The sequence below is a fragment of the Hymenobacter koreensis genome (genome assembly GCF_039541855.1).
Lineage (GTDB): Bacteria > Bacteroidota > Bacteroidia > Cytophagales > Hymenobacteraceae > Solirubrum > Solirubrum koreensis.
The window spans coordinates 78,713-102,312 of sequence record NZ_BAABHA010000004.1 but is presented as its reverse complement, the minus strand read 5'-3'; the positions used below and the strand labels follow the sequence as shown (position 1 = coordinate 102,312).

17 protein-coding genes and 1 tRNA gene are annotated in these 23,600 nt (G+C 59.9%); 9 read left to right on the top strand and 9 right to left on the bottom strand.

Annotated elements, in window-relative coordinates:
* Positions 1–44: 44 nt before the first annotated feature.
* The 3 genes from ABD903_RS09305 (at position 45) to ABD903_RS09295 (ending at position 2,146) form a co-directional block, all read left to right on the top strand.
* Positions 45–812 (top strand): TatD family hydrolase, encoded by a 768-nt coding sequence (locus tag ABD903_RS09305; RefSeq protein WP_345223539.1) that lies wholly within the window; start codon positions 45–47, stop codon positions 810–812.
* Positions 813–898: 86 nt separating this feature from the next.
* Positions 899–2,008 (top strand): asparaginase, encoded by a 1,110-nt coding sequence (locus ABD903_RS09300; RefSeq protein ID WP_345223537.1) that lies wholly within the window; start codon positions 899–901, stop codon positions 2,006–2,008.
* Between the two features lie 50 nt (positions 2,009–2,058).
* Positions 2,059–2,146, top strand: a tRNA-Ser gene (locus ABD903_RS09295).
* Positions 2,147–2,542: 396 nt separating this feature from the next.
* On the opposite strand, the gene ABD903_RS09290 is transcribed toward ABD903_RS09295, so the two are convergent.
* Positions 2,543–2,758: a hypothetical protein gene (locus ABD903_RS09290; RefSeq protein ID WP_345223535.1), complete on the bottom strand. Its 216-nt coding sequence runs from the start codon at positions 2,756–2,758 to the stop codon at positions 2,543–2,545.
* A gap of 371 nt (positions 2,759–3,129) precedes the next feature.
* Here ABD903_RS09290 and ABD903_RS09285 point away from each other — a divergent pair, with 371 nt between their 5' ends.
* Positions 3,130–3,582 (top strand): BLUF domain-containing protein, encoded by a 453-nt coding sequence (locus ABD903_RS09285; RefSeq protein ID WP_345223533.1) that lies wholly within the window; start codon positions 3,130–3,132, stop codon positions 3,580–3,582.
* A gap of 157 nt (positions 3,583–3,739) precedes the next feature.
* Positions 3,740–5,599 carry a PAS domain-containing protein gene (locus tag ABD903_RS09280; protein WP_345223531.1) on the top strand — a complete coding sequence of 620 codons (1,860 nt, stop codon included), beginning with the start codon at positions 3,740–3,742 and terminating at the stop codon, positions 5,597–5,599.
* A gap of 123 nt (positions 5,600–5,722) precedes the next feature.
* Here the strand turns inward: ABD903_RS09280 and ABD903_RS09275 are convergent, their stop codons facing one another.
* From ABD903_RS09275 to ABD903_RS09245, 7 genes are all read right to left on the bottom strand, one after another.
* Positions 5,723–5,920 carry a PID-CTERM protein-sorting domain-containing protein gene (locus tag ABD903_RS09275; protein ID WP_345223529.1) on the bottom strand — a complete coding sequence of 66 codons (198 nt, stop codon included), beginning with the start codon at positions 5,918–5,920 and terminating at the stop codon, positions 5,723–5,725.
* Positions 5,921–5,927: 7 nt separating this feature from the next.
* On the bottom strand, positions 5,928–9,449 hold the full coding sequence (locus ABD903_RS09270) for a T9SS type A sorting domain-containing protein (RefSeq protein WP_345223528.1): 3,522 nt from the start codon (positions 9,447–9,449) through the stop codon (positions 5,928–5,930).
* Between the two features lie 274 nt (positions 9,450–9,723).
* The gene (locus ABD903_RS09265; RefSeq protein ID WP_345223526.1) at positions 9,724–11,064 is read right to left on the bottom strand and encodes a chloride channel protein; all 1,341 of its coding nucleotides are present in this window, start codon (positions 11,062–11,064) and stop codon (positions 9,724–9,726) included.
* A gap of 131 nt (positions 11,065–11,195) precedes the next feature.
* Positions 11,196–13,433, bottom strand: a complete 2,238-nt coding sequence (locus ABD903_RS09260; protein WP_345223524.1) for a xanthine dehydrogenase family protein molybdopterin-binding subunit — start codon at positions 13,431–13,433, stop codon at positions 11,196–11,198.
* A gap of 75 nt (positions 13,434–13,508) precedes the next feature.
* Entirely contained in the window at positions 13,509–15,728 is a 2,220-nt protein-coding gene (locus tag ABD903_RS09255; protein ID WP_345223522.1) for a xanthine dehydrogenase family protein molybdopterin-binding subunit, read from the bottom strand.
* Positions 15,729–15,761: 33 nt separating this feature from the next.
* Positions 15,762–16,745, bottom strand: a complete 984-nt coding sequence (locus ABD903_RS09250) for an FAD binding domain-containing protein (protein WP_345223520.1) — start codon at positions 16,743–16,745, stop codon at positions 15,762–15,764.
* Between the two features lie 12 nt (positions 16,746–16,757).
* Positions 16,758–17,399 carry a (2Fe-2S)-binding protein gene (locus ABD903_RS09245; protein ID WP_345223518.1) on the bottom strand — a complete coding sequence of 214 codons (642 nt, stop codon included), beginning with the start codon at positions 17,397–17,399 and terminating at the stop codon, positions 16,758–16,760.
* A gap of 196 nt (positions 17,400–17,595) precedes the next feature.
* Here ABD903_RS09245 and ABD903_RS09240 point away from each other — a divergent pair, with 196 nt between their 5' ends.
* The 4 genes from ABD903_RS09240 to ABD903_RS09225 all read left to right on the top strand — a co-directional run bounded on the left by ABD903_RS09240 (position 17,596) and on the right by ABD903_RS09225 (position 21,754).
* Complete coding sequence (locus tag ABD903_RS09240) at positions 17,596–18,213, top strand: nucleotidyltransferase family protein (protein ID WP_345223516.1); 618 nt, start codon at positions 17,596–17,598, stop codon at positions 18,211–18,213.
* 71 nt (positions 18,214–18,284) lie between these two features.
* Positions 18,285–19,703 (top strand): MFS transporter, encoded by a 1,419-nt coding sequence (locus ABD903_RS09235; protein WP_345223514.1) that lies wholly within the window; start codon positions 18,285–18,287, stop codon positions 19,701–19,703.
* A gap of 43 nt (positions 19,704–19,746) precedes the next feature.
* Positions 19,747–20,265 (top strand): DinB family protein, encoded by a 519-nt coding sequence (locus ABD903_RS09230; protein WP_345223512.1) that lies wholly within the window; start codon positions 19,747–19,749, stop codon positions 20,263–20,265.
* Between the two features lie 79 nt (positions 20,266–20,344).
* On the top strand, positions 20,345–21,754 hold the full coding sequence (locus tag ABD903_RS09225) for a T9SS type A sorting domain-containing protein (RefSeq protein WP_345223510.1): 1,410 nt from the start codon (positions 20,345–20,347) through the stop codon (positions 21,752–21,754).
* Positions 21,755–21,890: 136 nt separating this feature from the next.
* Here ABD903_RS09225 and ABD903_RS09220 read toward each other — a convergent pair whose 3' ends face one another.
* Complete coding sequence (locus ABD903_RS09220) at positions 21,891–23,552, bottom strand: amidohydrolase (RefSeq protein WP_345223508.1); 1,662 nt, start codon at positions 23,550–23,552, stop codon at positions 21,891–21,893.
* Between the last annotated feature and the right edge of the window lie 48 nt (positions 23,553–23,600).

Genomic DNA, 23,600 nt, shown 5'->3' with positions numbered 1-23,600 from the left:
CCAACGGGCCGCCTCCTTTCTTTGCACCCAGATCTTCCCTTGCTATGCTTCTCACCGATTCGCACGCCCATATTTACGCCGAGCAGTTCAAACCAGACCGCGACGCCGCGCTGGAAAGGGCCGCGCTGGCCGGCGTTACCACCATCGTCATGCCCAACATCGACCACACCAGCATTGATGTGATGCTGGAAACCGAGGCGCGGCACCCGCAACAGTGCTTTGCCATGATGGGGCTGCACCCCACGTCGGTGGGCAAGCACTTCGAGCGGGAACTGTACCAGGTAGAAGAGTGGCTGGGCAAGCGGCCGTTCGCGGCGGTAGGGGAGTGTGGCATCGATTTATACTGGGACAAGTCGTTCCTGGCCCAGCAGCAGGAGGCTTTGCGCATCCAGCTAAATCTGGCCAAAAAACACCAGCTGCCCATTGTACTGCACACCCGCGACGCCTTTCAGGAAACGGCCGACCTCGTGGAGCAAGCCCAGGACGGCACACTGCGCGGCGTGTTTCACTGCTTCTCCGGTACGCCCGAAGAGGCCGAACGCGCCATCAAGCTGGGCTTCATGCTGGGCATCGGCGGCGTGGCTACCTTTAAAAACGGTGGGTCCGATAAAGTGCTGCCCGGCCTCGGCCTCGAACACCTGCTGCTCGAAACCGACTGCCCTTACCTCGCGCCAGTACCGCACCGCGGCAAACGCAACGAGCCCAGCTACCTGCCGCTGGTGGCGCACCGCGTGGCCGAATTGCTGCAAAAAGACGTGGAGGAGGTGGCCGAAGTCACCACACGCAACGCCCGCGAACTGTTCAATCTGTAATTTCCCGCCGCGGTTTCTCCGGTAAAAAGCCGCCAGAGCTGCAGAATAAGTCAGGACTCAGGAGTAACCCAACCACTTTTCCGCCCATGCAAGCCATGCTGCCGGTTATCGACATTAAAGCCAGTACCCTTGGTCAACAGCCCGAGGCCGCCGTGCTGGTTATTTACACCGGTGGCACGGTGGGCATGTCGTTTAACAAGCGCGGCGAACTGGCCCCCATGCGCTTCGATCAGATCCGGAAACGCATGCCCGAGCTGCGCCAGCTTAACATGCGCATTTCGGTGCTGAGCTTGCCCGAGCCCATTGACTCCAGTAACGTAACGCCCGGCGCCTGGCTGCAGATAGCCGCCCTGATTGCCGAGCACTACCCTCACTACGACGGCTTTGTGGTGCTCCACGGAACCGATACCATGGCCTACTCGGCCGCCGCCCTGAGCTATTTGCTCGAAAACCTGGGTAAGCCCGTGGTGTTTACCGGGGCGCAGGTGCCCATGGGCCGCATCCGAACCGATGCGCGGCGGAACCTGATAACGGCCCTGGAAATTGCGGCCGCCCGTCATCCACGGGCCGGCACGGTGCGGGTGCCCGAGGTATGCATTTTCTTTAGCGACGTGCTCATCCGGGGCAACCGCGCTAAAAAGGTGGAAAGTCAGCATTTCAACGCCTTCAAAAGCGAAAATTATCCGCCCCTGGCCCGCGCTGGTATACAACTGGAGTACAACGACAACCTGATACGCCTGTTGCCCGGGGCCCGCCTGCATGCCCACAGCCGGCTGGAAGAGGGAGTGGCCATACTTAAGCTCTTTCCCGGCATTCCCGAACGTGTTCTGCGCGCTGTACTCGAGCTGGACGGTATGCGGGGCTGCGTTATTGAAACGTATGGCTCGGGCAATGCCCCTACGGCTCCGTGGTTTCTGCGGGCCCTACGAGACGCCCACGACCGCGGCGTGTACCTGCTGAACGTGAGCCAGTGCGAGGAAGGCCGCGTGATTCAGGGGCAGTACGAAACCAGCGCCCAGTTTGCCGAGCTAGGCATTATTGGCGGCGAAGACATTACCACCGAGGCGGCCATTACCAAGCTCATGTTTGTACTGGGCCTGAACAACGACGTGCAAACCACCACCCGCTTATTAGCCGCTGACTTGCGCGGCGAAATCTCGCTGGGCCAACCCACATCGGGCAGCTTGCGTTTTTGAGGTTGCGAATCCCGGAAAACGGGCGTTACTTTGCGCAGCTTTCCGCATCCAGAGGGGTGTCCGAGTGGTCGAAGGAGCACGCCTGGAAAGTGTGTATGGGCCAAAAGCTCATCGTGGGTTCGAATCCCATCCCCTCTGCAAAAAAGCCCCGTCTCTGTCTCAGAGACGGGGCTTTTTTTTCTGGCCGAACTAGGTTCTATGCTGTAGCCAGTAGGCGAAACGATCAGGCCCCGTTGTAGCAGGCAATTGGTCATGGGTAAGTGGTGGGGTCACTTCCTGCATACGTAGTAACGCTCAGCCGGTGAGGGTGGGCTAATCGTAGCCAAGCAAAGCGTCTAAGTAACGCTTTCAGTGCCCCAATGCATAAGCAGCAGAATGCAGCCGTAACCACACACGTATAAGGTCCGACATTTTTGCCGGACCTTACTAATGGGCATGCATGGGAACGAGCGAGCAGGACGAATTCACCAATTCGGTTCATTGAGAACAAGAAACCGAAAAGCATTTAAGTCACCTACCTGCGCCGGTGGGTAATTACCGGACGATGAACCCTTTTTCCTCCCAGGCTTTCACATTCTGAGTGCGCACGAAGCGCGTCTCGATGTGGCCCCAAGCATCCTGCTTGTACATTACGGTTTTGCCCTGTTCACGGGCGTGCAGCGTTTCCATCTGGTCGGCGTGCGATACAGGCGGTTGCGTTTGCGTTTCGGAGGGCTTGCTCCCACGGGAGCGTTTGGTTGAAGTGGCCATATTGCGTATAACACCAAACGTAGGCAAAAGAATCAGTGTACGCGCCTTTCAAGTTGCAGTTTCTTTTCCTGATTTGGGCAAATACCCCTCCATCGCCTGGTATGGCGGAATAAAGGCAGGAAATTACGTGTAGCTAAGCAAAAATTATTCTCCAGAAAGCGTTTCGGTACGTCCCTGAAGCTTCCTCCAAGTGAGAATCACCAAAGGCTGTAGCGTTCAGCGGGAGGGGGCAAGACCTGATTGGAGTTAGTTCGTAGCGCCTACACCTTGGCGTTGCAAGGGCGTCTTGCACGAGCTATGCGTAACTTGCGGCTCCATTCACACCTGTTTCGAGGGAATTTACTGCAACCATCTGACTGCTAACCTGCCGCGTGCTGAACCACATTATTTACATGAGTCGGGCCGTACGCCCGCTTTCCGATCAGGATTTGCAGGAATTGCTGGAGCAATGCCGCCGCGATAATGCCCTTCACAACGTGACCGGGGTGCTCTTTTACAGCCACGGCAACATTGCCCAACTCATCGAAGGTGACCCGGCCGTTACGGAACAACTCTTCGAAAAAATAGCCCTGGACGGACGGCATTCGAATGTGGTAAAGCTGACCGACAAACCTATTGAGGCGCGGAGTTTTGCGGATTGGTCCATGGCCTTTCACCCGCTCGACCCTAGCGGATTCGAGGCTCTTGCTGGCTTTTTCCAGCCTGCCAACGCTCCGTCTACCCCGGAAACTCTCACTATAGCAGATGCCCTGCTGGTGAACCTCGTGCGCTTGGCGGTGTTTGGTCCTGAAGCCGCAGCCGAAGATTCAGACCCCTTAGCGTAACCCCTAGGCTGTACCGGAGGCCGTTGGCCAAGTATCTACTGCTTAGTTCCGCCCTACCGCATTGCGCGGCTTTCTTTTGGTTTTGCCGTGTGCCATAAGCAGCTTGTGAAGCGTGGCGCACAGGCTGCTTTTTCGTTATTTTAGTACCGCTTACACCATGCGCGACTACCAGCTTCAGCATATTTTACGGCACGTGCCCGCCGGCATTGCCACCTTGTTGGGGCCCGAGCTGCGTTTTGGTTACGTAAACGAGGCCATGCAGGCGCTGCTGGGGGGAAGCACGCCCGAGGGTGTGCCGTTGGTGGAATTATCCAACCCGTTGCCCGACGATTTGCTGGAGGTAATGCGGCTGGTTTACAGCTCGGGTGAGCCATTTGTGGCCAAAGGCTACCGCCTGCTCCGGCCTGAAGCGCCCGATACAGAACCCGCGGTCAGGTACTTCGATATTGCCCTGGAGCCCCTGAACGACGACGATGCGGTGCGCGGCCTGCTCGTTTTTGCCGTGGATGTAACGGGGCAGGAAGAAGCTCGACAGCGTGCTCACGAGTTGGCTATTGAAACCCGCCGCCTGGACGCACGCCTTCGCGTACTCACCGAAACTGCGCCCCAAATCACGTTTACCGTAGACGCCGCCGGCGAGTACAGTTACGTAAGTCCGCAGTGGTACTACTTCACGGGGCAGCCGCCTACGGCCGACCTGAACGCCATGTGGCCCTTGCTCATTCACCCCGATGACCGCCTTCGCGTGCTTTATCAGTCGGAGGCGGCGCGAAAAGCCGGCGTAGGGTGGAGTTACGAGTACCGCTTGCGCCGCCACGACGGCCAGTACCGCTGGCTGCTGAGCCGCGCCTTACCCGAATTCCATGCTCCCGACAAGGCCGTGTATTGGCACGGTGCTGTTACCGAGGTACACGACCAGCGGGAACTGGCCGATGCCTTGCGCAGGGGAGAGGCCGAGTTACGCTTTTTGGCCGATAGCATTCCGCAGCTGATTTGGACCGCCACCGCCGAGGGCCTGATTGATTACTACAACCAGCACACAGCCGAATACACCGGCTTGTCGCCCGACCAGATGGGACCAACCGGCTGGGTGGCCCTGCTAGAGCCCAGCGAGCAGGTGGGCGCGGCCCGGCGTTGGGTGCAGAGCGTGGCCTCCGGTGATAACTACGAGGGATTGTACCGCATGCGCCGCCACGACGGGCAATACCGCTGGCACATTATCCGGGCCCGGCAGTTAGCCGACGGCCGCGGCCCGCGCTGGTTTGGCGCCTGTACCGACGTAGACGATCAGCACCGACTGCGCGAAGTGTTGCAAACCCAGTACGACGAGCTGGCCCGTACCAGCCGCGACCTGGATACGTTTGTGTACACGGCCTCGCACGATTTAAAGGCTCCTTTGCACAACCTGCGCGGGCTTTTCGACGAGCTACGCCAAACCGCTACCTTCCACGACCCTGAGCAGGAAGTGCTTTTGGGCATGGTCGACGGCGCGCTGCAGCAGCTCGACGTGACCCTGCAGGACTTAGCTGCTACGGTGCAGGACCAACGTCACCTCTCCGATTCCACTGAGTCGATTGACTTGGGCAGCGTGACCGATGAAGTTCTGCTGGGCCTGCGGGCGCAAGTTCTCGATGCCGAGGCCAACGTTGAACTCAAGTTTGAGGAGGCGCCGACGCTGGTCTACAACCGCGCTAACCTGCGGAGCGTGTTGCACAATCTGATCAGCAACGCCCTGAAGTTTGCCCACCCCGAGCGCCCGCCCCACATCGTTCTTACCAGTAAGCTGAATGCAAACGGCACGCCCCAATTAACAGTGCGCGACAACGGATTGGGCATGGAACTGCGCAGTACCTCCGATCCGGTTTTTCAGCTTTTCGAGCGGCAGCACCCTAACGTAGCGGGCGCGGGCGTGGGTTTGTACCTGGTGCAGCGAATTGTGACCAGCCGCGGCGGCCGCCTGGAGGTAGCCAGCACCGTGGGCGAAGGCACTACTTTCACGGTGCATTGGGCCGTGTAGCCCGACGGTTCAAAGACGCACATTCAGTATTTCAGTTTCTGAAAACAAAACCGGCTACCCCAATGGAGTAGCCGGTTTTGTTTTCGAAGTTTAATCGAAGCGCTTGGTGCGGTAAAACGGGAGTCAGGCGCGGCGCTTGCGTAACCGGCGGAGGGCGAAGGCCGCGCCGCCAGCCAGCATAAGCGAGGCACCGCCGTCGATGGGCACCTCGGTGGGCGAGCCGCCGGGCTGCGGACCGCCCGAACCGGGGCCCTGGGCATTGGCCGAGGCGGCTGTCAGCAGGAATAACAGTAAGAAGGCGGGCAGTCGGTTAATTTTCATATGGGTGTTAGTTCAGGATAAGCTTGCGGGTGAGCGTACCGGCAGCGGTGCGTAGCTGTACAGTGTACACCCCGGCCGGTAGTTTTTGTACCTCTAGCAGGCGTTCTAACAGTCGGCTGGTTAACGGCACTGTTTCGGTGCGTACCGTTTGGCCCAGGGCATTTACCAGGCGCAGCTCGGCGCTGTTGCCTTGTAGATTGCCAGCCGAAACGGTGACAGCACGGCCACTGGCAGGGTTCGGGTACACCTGCAAATCGGCGTTGGTGAGGCGGGCGGCTGCGTTGGTCAGCGGACGTTGCGAGTTCAGGTGCAGCACGAAGCGCGCGGTGCTCAGGCCCTGCGCCAGTGCTACGGAGTACGCTCCTTGGCGCAAGTCATGCCAAGTACCGGTTTGCCGGTCTTCCAGCAGCACCTGTACACCCGCTCCGAAATGGAGAAGCTGCTGCGGTACGAAGGTGAAGTTTCCCGCCTGCGGCGCGTTTACGCCCAAGGGAAGTGCCAGTGGCTGATTCCCCACGGGCAAGCCTTGAATTGAGAGGGCCGAAGGGCCTGCCTGCTGGAACAGTGAAGGCTGCTGCCCGCCATTCAGCTGAATTTTCAGAGCATCGAACTCACCATCGAATTGGGTTGTGGCGCCAGCTTGCTGGTACACGTACAGCACATCGGCTGAAGCCGGAGTACCGGTGGCATGCAAGGCCAGGGCTAGCAAAGGCCGGGTGTCGTTTGCGCGGTTAAGTGGTGGGTTTTGCAGCGTGGTGGTGCGCTGCGTGTTCCGGAGCGCAAGTGTAGGCGAGCCGGAGTTTGCCCGCACGAAAAACGCCTGACCCATGGCAATACGGTTCGTGCCGGGGGCACCCACGCCGTTTACGTAGCTCACGTAACCGCCCGAGTATGGCCCGCTGGAACGGTAAACGTACGCGGCCGCATCTACCCCGGCGGGCAGAGTTACCAGGTTCCATTCGAGCGGCGAAGGGTAGGGGTTGCCCACCAGGTTCCAACCCTGGCCGGCGGTGCCGCGCAGCAGCGGCACGTTCACGTCGCCGTTCGTCAGGCGGCCCACAAAGTCAACAGTCACGGGCGCCACATTTACCGTGTAGCCGCGGCCGGCTTGCAGCGAGTCGGCGGTGCTGGTGGGCGACTCCCAACCGGCATCAAATCCGCCGGCTGCACCCAATTGCAGGCGCACATCGTTGTAAGTAAATACGTTCGGGAAAGGCGTAACCGAGCCCGGATTCGTAGCCGAGTTGTAGCCCGGGTTCAGTACCGGACTAAAACCTGAGGTACTGAAATCGGCCACGGTGGTATTGCGCACCGGGGAAGAAAGGTGGCGGTAGCCGGTGCCGGCGTTCAGACTGGGGTCAATCCAGCGTTGCACTTTCACCGTGCCCTCTACCACGCCGGGGTTGTTGTACACCATGGCCGTGCCGCTGGCGTTCGAGACCAGAGTCAGCTCGTGGTTGTTCGTGAGTAAGTTACCGGCTAGCGTAAGCAGGCCCCGAACTTGTACCGGGCTGGTAAGTCGGGCGCCGGTGGTGCCAATTTGCAGGTTCTGGAAAACGAGCTGACCGGTGCCGCCAATGTCGTCGCGGATGGCCCCAATCATGATAATATTACCGCCAGTGTGGCTCAGGCTGCCGTTGTTGGTGAAAGAGCCCATAACGTCCAGGTTGCCGCCCGTCATGGTAAGCAAACCGCCCTGAATGGTAAGGTTACGCACGGCCGCCGAACCGCTGCTGATAACCGGGTAGCGCGGCATGCCGGCCGGAATGGTGATGTCGTCGCCGAAAGTAGGTACGCTGCCGCAGGCCCAGTTGGCGGCCGTAAACCAGTCGGTGTTGCTGGCGCCGCTCCAGGTGAAGGGGCCGCCCACGTTTACGCGCACGGTGGTTTCAGCAAAGCAGCCGCTGCGCACATTGGTAGCCCGCACGCGGTAGGTGGTGCTGGTGGTGGGGTTAGCTACCACCGAGGGCGAGGTGGTCGAGTTCAGCCCTGTGGCCGGCGACCAGCTGTAAGCAATGCCTTGCCCGATGGCCGCGGTGGAGGCAACCCAGGTCGGCGCTGCTGTAGCACTGGCAAACGTGGCGTGATTGGCGTTAGGAGTGGCGTCAGAGGTGGCGGTGCCGCTGCCTTCGTCGAAGCGGTAGTAGGCCACCAAGCCCGGCTGGGTGGCCAGCACAGTTTTGTTGTAGTCGGCGGCAATATCGGCCTCGGACCGGGCCACGTTCCAAATACGAATTTCATCGGCTTGCCCGTTGAAATACTCGTTGAAACCGGGTTGGTTGCCCAGAGCCAGCGCGTTGGTGTTGGTAGCAATGGCGCCGGTGCAAGCTTGGTCGAGCACCTTACTGCCGTCGATGAAAATCTTCACCCGGCTGCCATCGTAGGTGGCGGCGGTGTGGTGCCAGGCGCCGCGCAGGCTGGCGTACGGCACCGTGAATATGCGCCAGACACCGCCGATGTGCAGGTACAGCGTCAGGTTGTTGAAGTTGTCGTCGGTGCGGGGGAAAATGTAGCCCGTATTCACCGCGTTCGAGGACTTGCTAACCACGTTTTGAATGGCGGTGCCCGGGCCGTTTGCGTTAATCCAGGCTTCCACGGTAAGGGACGTTGTCAGGTTCAGATTGGCCTGATGAGGCGCACTGGCCACATCATTGCTACCATCGAAGGACAGGGCGTTTGCTGCCGCTGTGCCGCCCGCGTTAGTAGCCGTGGCCACCAGTGTGGCCGAGCCTCCCTGGCAAATGGTTGTGTTAGTGGGGGTTATCGTCAGGCTAGGAGGCGCATCGGATAACACGTTTACCGGGGTGCTGGTGTTTGTGCATCCGGCGTTGTTGGTTACCCGCACCGAGTAGGTGCCACTGGCATCAATGTTCGACAAGCCCGGGCCGTTGGCTCCCACTACGGTTACGGGCAGGTCGCTGCCGTTTTTCGCCCACTGATATCCTATTGATTCGCCCGACAACGCCACGGCGTCAATCTCGTTCCAGCCCGAAACGGCGGGTGAGTTGATGGCCAAGCGCACGTCCTGAACTGGGAAGCTCGTTTGGGGGAAGTTGATGTTCAGAATGCGGGAGTTGGCACCTGCGGCCGCGGCTGTGGCGGTGTACACGGCTTCCCAGGAGTTGGTATTAGGGTTTCGCACCCACACCGTGTCAATAGCACCGGGGTTATAGGTTTCCCACACCAGAATGCGTTTGGCCGGGGCTGGGTTGGCGAAGCGTAGCACCAGGTACTCGCGTTGGTTGTCCTGCCCGCTGCTGGCCCAGGCCCCGCTGATGTCGCCGTAGCGGGGGTAAACTGTGGGGGCGCCCAGCGCGGTGGCAGCGGCCCAACTGCTGTTGTATTCGGAGCTAAAGCGCAGCACCGACGAGGCATAGCGCACCGGGCCTAGGTCGGTTTTCAGGCTGACCGCGTCGTTGCAGAACGTGGTGGGGCCGTTGGCCGTAACGGCGGGAGCAGGACAGCTTTGAGCCTGGGCAGTCCAGGCCCAACTGCTCATCAGACTGAGCAGTAGTAGGCGTTTATTCATAGCAAGCAGCTAGGATTGTTGACGGATGGTCGTGACTCCTCTTGTGCTGCGGGCGTGGTTTTGCAGGCAAGCCGGGCGCAAGAGGTTTGGTACCCGCAAAGCAACCGTGCCTACAAAAGCCGGGCAATTACATGTTTTGTCTTGGAAAGGTATAAGCCGTTGCAGGCCGTCGCATAATGATGTGATGGAAAATTGCCAGGCTTTGATATGTGCCGCGCCCGTCAGGGCACCAAGCCGCTTCCGGCGCAGGACCGGGCCCCTGACGGGCGCGGCATTAAGACAAATGTTGCAGGCTCCTTCCGGTCTCACGACCGAGGCGGGGGTGTTTGGCTTCACCTATTACCTGAGCGCCGTAAATGCCCCGGTGCCCCGAAAACAGATAGGCCACCACGCAGGCCAAGGCTATGTAGCCCACGCTGCCCGTGCCGAAAAGCTCCATGCCCATCAGAATGCACGCCAGAGGCGTATTGGCTGCACCGGCAAACACCGCCACAAAGCCCATGCCCGCCAGCAGCGCCACGGGCAACGGCAACACCCAAGCCAAGGCACTGCCCAACGCCGCCCCAATAAAGAACAGCGGAGTTACCTCGCCTCCCTTAAAACCCGAGCCCAGCGTGAGCGAGGTGATCAGCAATTTCAGTCCGAAGGCATACCAGGGCAGGGGAGCTTCAAATGCGGCCACAATGGTAGGCACGCCCAGCCCCAGGTACCGGGTAATATCGGGTACGGCGCTGATGCTCAGCAGCCACGCAGCCGCCAGCAGCAGCGCGCCGCCCACGGCAGGGCGTAGCGGTGGCCACGCAATGAAGCGTTTGAACGCGTTTACCAGTATGTGCGCGCAAGCCACAAAGCCCCGCGCCGTTATGCTGAACAGCACGCCCGCCGCCAGCGTAACGGCAAGGGTGGAGGGTGAAAAAGAGGGCACTACGGGAATAGCGTAGTGCGTATGCCCCACGCCCCAGGCTTGCGTCACCCAATCGGCCCCAAATGCAGCCAGAAAGCTCGGCAGCAGGGCATCGTAGCGCAGGCGCCCCATCAGAAAAACCTCCAGGCCGAAGACGGCCCCAGCCAGCGGCGTACCGAATACCGAGGCAAACCCCGCGCTGATGCCCGCCACCAGCAGCAGGCGCCGGTCGCGGGGGCGCAGACGCAACGCACGGGGAAGCCATTTGGTGAGCTGATCGGCCAAGGCACCGCCCATTTGCACGGCCGTACCCTCGCGCCCAGCCGAGCCGCCTACCAGGTGCGTGAGCAGGGTACCGAGAAGCACCAGCGGGGCCATGCGCAGGGGAATAACGTCGCGGGGCTGGTGGATTTCTTCCAGCAGCTGGTTGTTGCCTTTGGCTACGCTCTGGCCGAAGTACTGGTACATTAACCCAACCAACAGGCCGCCCACGGGAAGCAGCAGCACCAACCAAGGGTGCGCCTCGCGGTAGCGGGTAACCCAATCCAGACTAACCAGGAACACTGCCGAAGCGGTACCGGCCAGCACGCTAACCAAGGTGCACAGCAGCAGCCAACGCAGCAGAAACAGCAACTGCGGTAGCGGGTCGGGCCAGCGGGAGGGGCGGGGGACGGTCGTTTTCAGCAACGGCGGCAGAACTAGAGCAAGCAAAAGTAACCCTTTGCACCACCAATTGCGGGGTGGCAGTTCCGGCTGACAGCTACGATTACAGCAACAGAAAAAGCGTTCCGGCCGGGGTCATGATGAGCCCAACCGGAACGCTTTGCCCGCTGAATTACTACCTAAATCAGCTTATCCGGCGTAACCGGCAGCTCTCGAATGCGCTTGCCGGTGGCGTTGAAAATGGCGTTGGTAATGGCCGGTGCCACGCCAATAATGGCAATTTCGCCGATGCCTTTAGTGCCCATGGGGTCCACTAGCAGGTCGGGTTTGTTCACAAACGCCACGTCGATGTGCGGCGCGTCGGCGTGCACGGGTACGTGGTAGTCGGCTAAGTCTTTGGTCACGTAGCGGCCGAAGCGGTGGTCCATTACCGCGCCTTCGGTCAGGGCCATTCCGATGCCGCCCACGGCGCCGCCTATCATCTGACTGCCGGCTGTTTTCTGGTTGGCAATGGTGCCGGCATCGGCGCACGATACCATTTTCGATACGCGCACTTCGCCGGTGAGGGCATGCACGCGCACCTCAGCAAAGTGGACTGAGAAGGAGTACATGGAGTATTGCTGCCGCTCGTTGCCGGGCTTGGCTTCGGCAATAACTTCCACTTCCTGCCCGCCGTTCTGCTTCATCAGGTCCGCATACGACACCTTGGCGGCAGCATTCGAAGCCAGCGTAATTTGCCCGCCGTTGATGCGAATTTCCTCCGGCTTGGCCGATGCGAAAGAAGCTCCACCAAGCTGCTGTAGCTTCTGCTTTAGGGCAGTACTGGCAGCCACCACCGCCGAGCCCACGCTGGCTACCGTGGCCGAGCCGCCCTGCGAAGGAGCCTCCGGGAACGTGGAATTGCCCAGCTCAAAGCTGATTTTTTCGGCCGGCATACCCAAAGCATCGGCCGCTATTTGCACCATTACGGTGCCGGTGCCGGGCCCAATATCGGTAGTGGCGCTGCGGAGTACTACGTTGCCGTTGGCCAGCAGCCGGGCGCTGGCTTTGGCGCCGCGGCGGTTCGCACCGAAAGTGCCCACGCCCATGCCGTAGCCCACGAACCAGTCGCCGTCGCGTACCGAGCCAGGCTTCATCTGCCGCTTGTTCCAGCCAATGCGCTCGGCGCCCATTTGGTAGCACTCCTTCAGGTATTTGGTCGACCACGGCTTGCCGTTGTCGGGGTCTTTCTCGGTGTAGTTGCGCAGCCGAAACTCGATGGGGTCGAGGTTTAGCAGGTGGGCCAGCTCGTCCATGGCCGATTCCAGCGCGAAGGCGCCGGTGGCCTCCCCAGGGCCACGCATCCAGATGGGCGTGCTAATGTCGAGGCCCAGAATGCGGTAGCGCGTGGATACGTTCGGCGACGTGTACATCATGCGCGTTTGCTGCAGCGTCGACTCGGTAAACTCCTCGTAAGTAGACGTTTGGCCAACCGATTCATGGGTGATGCCTACCAGCTTGCCATCGGGCGTGGCCCCAATGCCGATGCGTTGCCAGGTGTAAGGCCGGTAGCCCACCATGGTAAACATTTGCTCGCGGGTGAGCATGAGCTTCACGGGGCGGTTGGTAACCTTGGCGGCAATAATGGCGGCCGTTTCGTGGGGCCAGTTGTGCAAGCCGTTGCCAAACGCGCCGCCCACGAAAGTGGCAATGACTTTTACGTTTTCTTCTGGCAGACCCCAATCCTTGGCAAAAGCTTTTTGGGTGCCTTTCACGGCCTGCACCTTGTCGTACACAGTAAGGCGGTCGGGCGCTTCCCAATGGGCAATAATGCTTTGCAACTCCATGGGGTTGTGCATTTCCGAGGTGTGCACGTACTCGGCCTCCAGCTTTACAGGAGCGGTTTGGTAGCCGTCTTTCTGGCCCCGATCGTAGTCGTTTTGCGCCGATTTGGGGTTGCGCTTGGCCTGGGTAGGCAGGAAGCCGCGTTGCTTGTTCGCTTCGAAATGCGTGCGGTGTTCCTCGGGCGTGTACTGTACCTTCACCAGCCGCGCCGCGTACCGGGCCCGCTCCAGGGTATCGGCTACCACAATGGCAATGGGCTGGTCGTTGAAGAGGATTTTGTCGTCGTAAAAAACGCGCAGCGGCTGCCCGATGGCGGGTGGCTCGTCGGGATTGGTTTTTGCCGCGAAGCCGGGCACCTTGGGCGAGTTCAGGTGCGTAATAACGGCCAGCACGCCGGGGGCACGCTCGGCGGCTTTGGTGTCGATGCTTTTGATGCGCCCTTTGGTTATGGTGCTGCCCACCAGGGCGCTGTGCACCAAACCCGGTATCTGGTATTCAGCCGAGTACTTAGCCGCGCCGGTTACTTTCAACCGGCCGTCTACCCGGTTCATCCGGTCGCCGACTACGCCGTCGAATGCTGTTGTATTGCTCATAACTAAGTAATTGCGGGGGAGGGGTCATCAGTCCAGTGCGGTTAGGTTCAGTGGACTGCAAGTTGAACAGCGGGCTTACACCAGCTTATCGGGGGTGATGGGCAATTCCCGAATGCGTTTGCCCGTGGCGTGAAACACCGCGTTGGCTACTGCCGCAGAGAAACCAACCAAGCCCACTTCACCCATGCCTTTGGCGCCGATGGGGTCCAAAATCATGTCGGGTTTGTCGATGAAGAGCACGTCGATGGCGGGCACGTCGGCGTTTACGGGCAGGTGGTAATCAGCCAGGTCGCGGTTCAGGAAACGGCCGTAGCGGTGGTCAATCATGGCATCTTCCATCAGGGCCATGCCAATGCCCCACACCACCGAGCCGTACACCTGGCTGCGGGCGGTTTTGCGGTTCATCACCTTTCCCACGTCCAGCGCCGACACCACCCGACTCACGCGTACCTCGCCGGTTAAGGCGTGCACGCGCACCTCCACGAAGTTCGCGCAGAAGGCTTGACTGGAGTACTTCTCCTGCTCTGCGCCGCCCTTCGATTCCAGCGTTACTTCCAGGCTGGGCAGGTTGTTTCGCTTCAGAATGTCAGCGTAGGAAAGCCGAGACGCATCGTTGTTGAAGCGGGCCACGGTTCCGTTTTCAAACATCAAGTCCGTCGTGGCTACTCCGCGCAACGCCGAGCCGTCGGTTTGTTGCGCCAGCGCCAACAGTTTTTGCCGTAGCGCCAAGCACACGTCGTGCACTGCTGAGCCCACCGACGTGGTGGTTTGCGACCCAAACTGCCCCGGCGCCGGCGGCAACGACGAATTGCCCAGTTCAAACTGAATGTTGGCCGGGTCCATGCCCATCGCGTCGGCCGCAATTTGCGTCATGATGGTAGCCGTGCCCACGCCTACGTCGGCGGTGGCGCTTTGCACCAGCAGGGTGCCGTTAGCGCGCAGCAGGGCGCGGGCCGAAGCCGGGCGGCGGTTGGCGTGGTACATGCCCGTGGCCATGCCTTGGCCCACCAGCCAGTCGCCGTCGCGCGTGGCGCCGGGTGCGGGGTTGCGCTTGCTCCAGCCGAAACGCGCGGCACCCTGCTCGTAACACTCGCGCAGGAACTTGGTCGACCATGGGTGGTTTTCGGCCGGATCGGTGTCGGCGTAGTTTTTCAGGCGCAGGGCCAACGGGTCCATGTTCAGGGCGTAGGCCAACTCGTCCATGGCCGATTCCAGCGCAAACGAGCCGCTGGCTTCGCCGGGGCCTCGCGTCCAGCAAGGCGTGCTTACGTCCAGCGGCACCAGCTTGTACACGGTGTTCACGTTGGGGCAGCGGTACATGCTTTGCGTGAGGTCCACAATGCGCTCGGTAAACTGCTCGTAGCTCGACGTAAGTCCATACGCCTCGTGGGTGATGCCCGTGAGCGTACCGTCTTTGGTGGCACCCAGCTTTACCTGCTGAATGGACCGTGGCCGGAAGCCCACCATGTTAAACACTTGGTCGCGGCGCAGCATGATTTTCACGGGCCTTCCTACCACTTTAGCACCCAATACCGCCGCCATTTCCTGCGGCCACACCCGCGAGGAGCTGCCGAATGCCCCGCCCACGAACGGCGAGAATACCTGCACGTTTTCGCGCTTTAGCTGGAACGCCTTCATGTGGTCCTGCTGCGCGATTTTAACGGCCTGGGTCTTGTTGTAAACCGTTAGCTTTTCCGGTCCTTGCCAAGCGGCAATGGCCGCGTGCGTTTCCATGGGGTTATGCACGTTTACGGGCGTGCGGTATTCGGCCTCTACGCGCACGGCAGCAGTTTTGTAGGCGTTGACTTTGCCGCGGCTGTAATCCTCGCCGCGTTTCGGAGTTACGCCTTTCGCGAGGTTGGCTTCTAAGTCGGTTTGGTGGGCGCCGGCCTCGTATTGCACCTTCACCAGTGAAGCCGCTAGTTGCGCCTGCTCCAAGGTGCCCGCCACGGCCAAGGCCACCGGCTGGTTGCTGAAATAGATTCGGTCGTCGTAAAACACGCGGTGCTCCTGGCCTTCCAGCCGGGCGCCGTTGTTGTTCACGCTGCCTTCGTAGCCGGGTACTTTGGGCGAATTCAGGTGCGTAATGATGGCCAGCACCCCAGGGGCTTGTTCGGCAGCTTTGGTATCGAGGCTTTTGATGCGGCCTTTGGCAACGGTGCTGGTTACCAGCACGCCGTGCGTTACCGCTGGTATGGGGTGTTCGGCGGCGTAGCGGGCCCTGCCGGTTACTTTCAGCCGGCCATCCACGCGGTTAAGCGGTTCACCGGTAACGGGCTTGGCTTTGGTGGGCATGGCGGTGTGGTAAGGGCAAAGTGATGCGGCCGGTTAGCTGGCAGCCGTAGCGTTTTTCAGGGCCTGCACTATGGCGTTCGGGCCCATTTTCAACTTGTAAGCATTGTGCTTGAAGGCTTTGGCGCCCTGCATGGCTATTTCGGCCGCCTGCCGGAACGTGGCTTCGGTAGCGGGCTTGCCAATAAGCGACTTTTCGGCCTCCACCAAGCGCCATGGTTTGTGCGCTACGCCGCCCATGGCCAGCCGGGCATCCTTTATGGTGTTGCCATCCAGGCTTACCGCCGCGGCTACCGAGAGCAGGGCAAAGGCGTAGGAAGCCCGTTCGCGCACCTTTAGGTAGTGCACGTTTTTGGTGAACGGGCTATCGGGAATTTCCACGGCGGTAATCAATTCGCCGGGCTCCAGGTTCGTGTCTTTTTCGGGCGTGTCGCCGGGCAGGCGGTGCAAGTCGGCAAAGGCGAGGCGCCGGTCGCCTTTGGGGCCGCTCACCAGCACCGCCGCATCCAGGGCAACCAGGGCCACGCTCATGTCGGAGGGGTGCACGGCAATGCATTTATCGGAGAAGCCGAAGATGGCGTGCATGCGGTTAATGCCTTCCAGCGCGCCGCAGCCCGAGCCCGGCTCGCGCTTGTTGCAGGGTAGGGCCGTGTCGTAGAAATAATGGCAGCGGGTGCGTTGCAGCATGTTGCCGCCCACGGTGGCCATGTTGCGGAGCTGCGCCGAGGCCCCGGCACTCAGGGCCTGCGCCAGCAACGGGTGCTGGGCCAGTACCTGCTTGTCTTCCGATACAGTGCTGTTCAGGGCCAGCGCGCCGATGCGCAGGCTGCCGCTTTGCTTTTCAATTTTGTCGAGCGGCAGTTTATTGATGTCGATGAGCTTTTGGGGCGTCATCACCCCGCGCTTCATCAAGTCCAGCAGATTGGTGCCGCCGGCAATAAACTGGGCGTTGGCGTCTTTGGCGCGGGCATCGATGGCGGCGTTTTGCTTGGTCGGTCGTACGTATTGAAACTGGTTCATGGCTGCTGCGCTTTAGACCTTCTGACCGCCGTTTTTCACTTCCTGGATGGCCGCCACAATGTTGGGGTAGGCCCCGCAACGGCAAATGTTGCCGCTCATGAACTCCCGGATTTCGCCCTCGGAACCCGCGTGCCCTTCGCGAATACAGGCCACCGCCGACATAATTTGCCCCGGCGTGCAGTAACCACACTGAAAGCCGTCGTGCTTCACAAATGCCTCCTGCATGGGATGCAATTTGTCGCCATTGGCCAGGCCCTCGATGGTGGTTATCTTCTTGCCTTCCTGCATGATGGCCAGCGTGAGGCAGCTGTTCACCCGCTGGCCGTCTACGTGCACGGTGCAGGCGCCGCACTGGCCGTAGTCGCAGCCTTTTTTGGTGCCGGTAAGGTTCAGCTGTTCGCGGAGTAAATCGAGCAGCGTGGTGCGCGGCTCCACCGATAGTTTGTGTTTCTTACCGTTGATTTCCAGCTTCAACGGCATTTTTTCGAACGCCGCGGCTACCTTCTCATCGAACTGCGCTTCGGCGGCTTTTACGATGGGACCGGGCGCCAGGGCAAAAGCCGTCAGCAACGACGACTGCTTGAGGAACGTGCGGCGGGCCTCGTTGTGGCCGCTGCTTTCATTGGCCGGTTGCGGCGGCTTTTTGTTATCCATGGCGTAGGTGCAGTGGTAGGCTACTCAGAAATTAGGCCGTGGCCCCGAAACGAATGGCGGATGGTCGGTAACAGGACTACAAACCGGCCAAAAGGTTGTCGCGCCTAAACCTTAACTCTACGCGCTTACACTAGATTTGTTAAGTAATAAGCGGCTGTTTTATCGACCCGCAGCGGCACTCCCTCAGCTACCGAACATGAATCCACGACCCGCCCCCGTTGCTGCCCTGCTGTTAGCGGCAGGTGCTTCTACCCGCATGGGGCGCCCTAAACAGTTGCTGCCGTATCAGGGCCGCACTTTGGTGAGGCATGCCGCCGAAACGGCTTTGGCCGCTGGCTGCGCCCCCGTAGTTGTGGTAACCGGCGCCTTGCACGACGAATTGGCGGCGGAGTTGCGCGGCTTGCCCGTGCGACTGGTCCAAAACAAAGTGTGGGCCGCCGGCATGGGAACTTCAATAGGAGTGGGCGTGCAGGCCGTGGAAGAGCTGGCCCCCGACGCTGCCGCTGTGCTGCTGTTGCTAAGCGACCAGCCGCTTGTGACTACCGATTTTCTGCGGCAGCTTCTGCAGGCCTGGCAGCAAAGCGGCCTCCCCGTGGCCACTGGCTATGCCGATACGGTAGGTGTACCGGCCGTATTTGGCCGAATGGTGTGGCCGCAACTGCTAGCGCTACCAGCCGAAGCAGGTGCCAAGCCACTTCTCCAACGCTTAGGCGATGAACTGGGCGTGGTGCTTTTTGCCGCCGCCGCCACCGATGTGGACACGCCCGAGCAATACGCGGCGCTGCTGGCGCACGCCCCTCAGAAACCAGAATAACGGTTGCGTAATGGCCGCACTACCTATTTCTGCGTAGTTTGCCCGTTGCTACCCTCTCACCTCCAAGCTATATGACCACAGCCGCAGCCCCCGTCGTTTCCGCCGATGCGGGCTTTGATAACGTGCCCAAAGACGATAAGCGCATTACCCGCGCCTGGACGTTTTACGATTGGGCCAATTCCGTGTATCCGCTGGTTATTACCAGCTCCATTTTCCCCATTTACTGGGGCAGTGTTACCAAAGAGCTAAGCCCCGAAACCGATGTAGTGAGCTTCCTGGGCTACCAGGTACCCGGTTCTTCGCTGCTGACTTACGCCATTTCGGCTGCGTTCCTGCTCATTGCCTTGGTCAGTCCGTTCCTTACTTCCCTGGCTGACTTTTCGGGCCGCAAGAAACTGTTCATGCAGTTTTTCTGCTACCTGGGGGCCGCGTCGTGCGCAGCGTTGTACCTGTTCGACAAGACCACCCTGGTCATGTCTACATTCATCTTTATTGCGGCCACGGTGGGTTTCTCAGGCTCCATTGTGTTCTATAACAGCTACCTGCCCATCATCAGCACCGAAGAAAAGTACGATTCCCTATCGGCGCGGGGCTTTTCCATGGGCTACATCGGCTCGGTGTTGCTGCTTATAATGTGCTTGGTGCTCATCATGGGGCACGACAAATTTGGTTTGGACAAAGGCGAGGCTACCAGGATTGGTTTCCTGCTGACGGGTGTTTGGTGGGCTGGCTTTGCGCAAATACCCTTTACCATTTTACCCAAAGACCCCGGCCGTCCAGCCGGTGCCGTTTCCGATTCGGGCTGGCTGCTCAATGGTTTCCATGAGCTAGGTAAGGTGTGGGCCCAGCTCAAACACATGCCCAACCTGAAGCGGTTTTTGCTAGCCTACTTCACTTACAACATGGGCGTGCAAACCGTGATGTACGTAGCCACCATTTTCGGCGACAAAGAATTGCACCTGGAAAGTACGGCTCTTATAACCACCATTTTGCTGTTGCAACTGGTTGGTATTTTGGGCGCCTACTTGTTTGCTAAGCTCTCCGAGCGAATTGGAAATACCCGTGCCTTGAGTTGGGCAGTGGTCATTTGGATGCTGATTTGTATTGCCGGCTACTTTGTGCAGGCCGGGTGGTCGTTTTATGCGTTGGCGTCGGTCATTGGCCTTACCATGGGCGCCATTCAAAGCCTTTCGCGCAGCACTTACTCCAAGATTATTCCCGAAAACACGCCCAACACAGCTGCCTTCTTCAGCTTCTTCGATGTAACTGAAAAGCTCAGCATCGTTATCGGCACGGCGGTTTTTGGTGTCATAGCCCAGATTACTGGTTCCATGCGCAACAGCATTCTGGCCCTCATCGTGTTTTTTATCCTCGGCTTGGTGTTCCTGCTCACGTTGCGCGGTAAGAAGCTGCGCGATGAACCGGCCGCCGAGCCTACACTAGGCCCGCCACCCGCAACGCCCAATATTGGTATGCCCGCTACCCGGTAGAGTTACCGGCTTGCTTTGCTCTTCTCTGCTTTTGTTTCCAACTATGCACACGTCATCCCTGCGCCAGAACTTCCTGGCCGAACTCGACCACGAGCTTACCAATACCCGCCGGGTACTTGAACGCGTTCCATTTGAGCAGGCAGAGTACCGGCCGCACCCCAAAAGCATGACGCTTTGGCAATTGGCTACGCACGTGGTAAACCTGCTCTCGTTCAAAACCTTGTTCCTCGAAGCTGCCGGGCGCGACTTCCTCGATCCGAACGGTGCTAAGCCCGGGCCCACGCCCACCAGCCACGCCGAACTGCTGGCTCGCTTCGACCAGGACAGCGCCACCCTACGGCAAGCGTTAGAAGCCTCCGATGACGAACAGATGACCCAAAACTTCCGCCTGCACCGCGGCGAGCATACGATTTTTGAGCAGCCAAAAAGCACTGCCATTCGCCTCATGGGCTTGAATCACAGCATTCACCACCGCGGCCAGCTTACGGTGTACCTGCGCTTGCTCGATATTCCGGTACCGGGCCTCTACGGCCCCTCCGCCGATGAGAAGAGTGGAGGTTAATTAGTTTCGTTATAGCTGAGTTGTAACTTATTGTTGCCCATAATGGTAGGCAGATTTATACCCACTTATCTGTTCTCAAATGATAAAACATTCTACTCATTTTGTTTTTCGCGGCACCATCCTACTACTGTTAGGGCTGATTATAGGTGTCGTCGCCCGCGCCCAAGGTCCTGCGCTTGATCCAACTTTTCAACCACCTGTTGTTACCACCGTTAACAACACGGGGCAGTTCTCCGCCGGGATAATCAACGACGTGGTACGCCAACCCGATGGCAAGTACATAGTGGGCGGTCAGTTTACCCACATCAACGGCATAGGCGTTGCCAATTTGGCCCGGCTACTACCCAACGGGACACTTGATGCCACGTTCCTTGGCTCGGCCGATGCCGAAGTAATGACCTTAGTTCAGCAGCCCGATGGCAAGATCCTCGTCGGCGGACTTTTCGGCCGCTTGTCCGGCGGGAGCCGTCTATATGTCGGGCGGCTATTGCCCGACGGCAACTTAGACGCTGCCTTCGGACCGTTTGCCAGCCCGGCCAGCACAGGCTACCATGTAAGTCACATTGCCCTGCAACCTGATGGCGGAGTATTAATTGGTGGCGAGTTTAACGTGCGTGGGCCCGGTAGTACTTCGCAAAGACTAGCCCGGCTCACTGGCAGCGGCCAGTACGATGCCGGTTTCCAACCCAACATAACTGGCTCGGCCTGGACCGGCGCCCTTTTGATTCAGCCCGATGGCAAGATTTTGTTTGGGGGCCTCACGTCATCATATGTACCCGGTACGTTGCTGACCCGCCTGCTGCCCAATGGCGCCATCGACAACACGTTTACCATTCATTCAACCGCTTTCGTATCGGGCTACAACGAGTTGGTACTGGACCAGGCAGGCCGGATTTATGCCGCAGGCACAAACAACAGTTTCGGCGTGCGGCGCTATTCAAGTTCGGGTACGCTGGAGCGTACATTCCTTCCCATGTCGAACATTGGGGCTCTGGCAATGCAGCCTAATGGGCGCTTATTGGCTAGCACCGATGTGCTGAATCGACTACTGCCCGACGGCAGCGTGGACGCTGGTTTCTCATCGGCTAATGGACCTACTGCCAATGGATACAGTTTCATCCGCCGCATCCTGGTTCAACCCGACGGAGCCATCCTTGCAGCCGGAGCCTTCACGTTACCCGGTTCGACGACGTTGACCAACTTAGTGCGTCTCACCGACGCCAATGTACTGCGCGTGCGCGCTGCAACCGATGCGCGCTTGGTCGTATGGCCCTTGCCCGCCCATGACGAACTGAACATACGCTGGGAAGGCACACCGCGCGCCGAGCGGGTGCAGTTGCTTGACGTGCTGGGTAGAGCCGTGTGCACCCTGGACCGACCCGCCGACGAGCAGCGCATTGCCGTGCGTGGATTACCGGCCGGAACTTATCAGCTGCAGGTCCTTTATGCAGACGGCAGCCGCGCTACGCGCCGCGTTGTGGTACAGTAGTATTTGCTCATCCAGCTAACTGCGCAAGCCAAAAAGCCACGGCCTGTTGTCAAGGCGTGGCTTTTTGGCTTGCGCTGGTATGTAAAAAGTGTGGACGGATTGGCCTCGTCAATATTGCGCGTAGGCCGGGCGTTGTTTAGCGCGAGGTATACACCCGTTCGCCCTGAATGTAGGTGCTAATCACCTTCAGGTTGCGCAAATGCTCGGCTGGGGCGGTCATCAGGTCCTGCTCCATAATCACGAAATCGGCCCACTTGCCTTGGGTCAGCGTGCCTTTCTGGTCGTCCTCAAACGCGGCCCAGGCGGCCCATTCCGTCATGCCGCGCAGGGCTTCTTCCCGGGTAAGGGCGTTTTCGGGCTGAAAACCGCCCTTGGGAAAGTTCTTAGCGTCTTGCCGGGCTACGGCCGAATGAAAACCGAATAGCGGATTTAGGTACTCCACCGGAAAGTCGGAGCCGATGGCCACGCGGCCAGTGGCGTTAAGCAGGTCTTTGTAGGCGTAAGCCGTTTTCAGGCGCTCCTGGCCCAGCCGGTCGCCGGCCCAGTACATATCGGAGGTGGCATGGGTGGGTTGCACCGAGGGCACGATGCCGTACTGCTTGAACTTGGCCACATCCGCGCGGCTGACTACCTGAGCGTGCTCGATGCGCCAGCGGCGGTCGGCTTTGCCTTGCAGTACCTCGCCGTAAATATCGAGCAGCACGCGGTTGGCCGAGTCGCCGATGGCGTGCGTATTCATCTGAAACTTGCTGGCCGCCAGTTGCTGCGCCAGCTTGCGGTAATCGGCTACCGATTGCAGCAGAAAGCCGGTTTCGTTGGGTCGGTCCTGGTAGGGGTGGAGCAGGCAGGCCCCGCGGGAGCCCAGCGCGCCGTCGCCGTACACCTTAAACGAGTTAACGGTCAGGCGGTCGGTGCGGTAGGGACCACGCTTCAGGTAGTGCGCCAGGTTAGCGGGAGTGGTGCTAATCATGGCGTCGAGGCGCAGCTTCAACTGCCCCGCTTTTTGCAGCGAGTCAATCCGGTCAATTTGGGCGCGCTCCAGGCCGGCATCGGCGAGGCTGGTGAGGCCCAACGCCACGCATTCCTGCTGGGCTTGCAGCACCAGCCTGGCGGCTTCGGCGGGTGTTGGCTCCGGAATTTTAGCCGACACCAGGTCCACGGCGTTATCTACCAACAAGCCGGTAAGGCGGCCTTGCGCGTCGCGGGTAATGGTGCCGCCGCTAATGGGCGTACGGGCCGTTACGCCGGCTAAATCCAAGGCTTTCTGATTCACCAGGGCCGCGTGGCCGTCGATGCGGGTAATGAACACCGGCACATCGGGGAACAGGCGGTCTAGCTCGTCTTTCGTGGGAAACTGTTTTACGTCCCAGTCGTTCTGGTCCCAGCCGCGGCCGGTTAGCCACGCGCTCTGGGGGTTCTGCTGGCGGTGGGCCTGCAGCTTCTGCAGCACCGCCGCCCACGAGGCGGTTTCCACCAGGTTGGCGTCGCGTAGGCCCAGGGCGTAGCGGTAAAAGTGGCAGTGCGCGTCGTAAAAACCGGGGTATACGAATTTGCCCTGGGCATCCACTTTCTCCTTGGCATCGTAGCGCTGCCCAACTTCCTTGGACGTGCCCACAAACACAATTTTGCCATCCTGCACGGCAAAGGCTTCGGCCTTGCTGAAGGCGGAATCGACGGGGTATACCGTGGCGTTGTAGACCACGAGGTCGGCGGCGTAGCGGGCCGGGGGGCAGGCCGTGAGGCCGAAGAGCAATGGTAGCAACAGCGCGGCGCCACCGAGACGGAGAGAACGAGACATGCAGCAAAGCTAGTTTGCGGCGGGCAAAACGCAGCATGCGCTTGATTC

Coding starts and splice junctions, on each gene's coding strand:
- ABD903_RS09305 (WP_345223539.1), top strand. CDS start 45: ATGCTTCTCACCGATTCGCACGCCCATATTTACGCCGAGCAGTTCAAA.
- ABD903_RS09300 (WP_345223537.1), top strand. CDS start 899: ATGCAAGCCATGCTGCCGGTTATCGACATTAAAGCCAGTACCCTTGGT.
- ABD903_RS09290 (WP_345223535.1), bottom strand. CDS start 2,758: ATGGCCACTTCAACCAAACGCTCCCGTGGGAGCAAGCCCTCCGAAACG.
- ABD903_RS09280 (WP_345223531.1), top strand. CDS start 3,740: ATGCGCGACTACCAGCTTCAGCATATTTTACGGCACGTGCCCGCCGGC.
- ABD903_RS09275 (WP_345223529.1), bottom strand. CDS start 5,920: ATGAAAATTAACCGACTGCCCGCCTTCTTACTGTTATTCCTGCTGACA.
- ABD903_RS09270 (WP_345223528.1), bottom strand. CDS start 9,449: ATGAATAAACGCCTACTACTGCTCAGTCTGATGAGCAGTTGGGCCTGG.
- ABD903_RS09260 (WP_345223524.1), bottom strand. CDS start 13,433: ATGAGCAATACAACAGCATTCGACGGCGTAGTCGGCGACCGGATGAAC.
- ABD903_RS09255 (WP_345223522.1), bottom strand. CDS start 15,728: ATGCCCACCAAAGCCAAGCCCGTTACCGGTGAACCGCTTAACCGCGTG.
- ABD903_RS09250 (WP_345223520.1), bottom strand. CDS start 16,745: ATGAACCAGTTTCAATACGTACGACCGACCAAGCAAAACGCCGCCATC.
- ABD903_RS09245 (WP_345223518.1), bottom strand. CDS start 17,399: ATGGATAACAAAAAGCCGCCGCAACCGGCCAATGAAAGCAGCGGCCAC.
- ABD903_RS09240 (WP_345223516.1), top strand. CDS start 17,596: ATGAATCCACGACCCGCCCCCGTTGCTGCCCTGCTGTTAGCGGCAGGT.
- ABD903_RS09235 (WP_345223514.1), top strand. CDS start 18,285: ATGACCACAGCCGCAGCCCCCGTCGTTTCCGCCGATGCGGGCTTTGAT.
- ABD903_RS09230 (WP_345223512.1), top strand. CDS start 19,747: ATGCACACGTCATCCCTGCGCCAGAACTTCCTGGCCGAACTCGACCAC.
- ABD903_RS09225 (WP_345223510.1), top strand. CDS start 20,345: ATGATAAAACATTCTACTCATTTTGTTTTTCGCGGCACCATCCTACTA.
- ABD903_RS09220 (WP_345223508.1), bottom strand. CDS start 23,552: ATGTCTCGTTCTCTCCGTCTCGGTGGCGCCGCGCTGTTGCTACCATTG.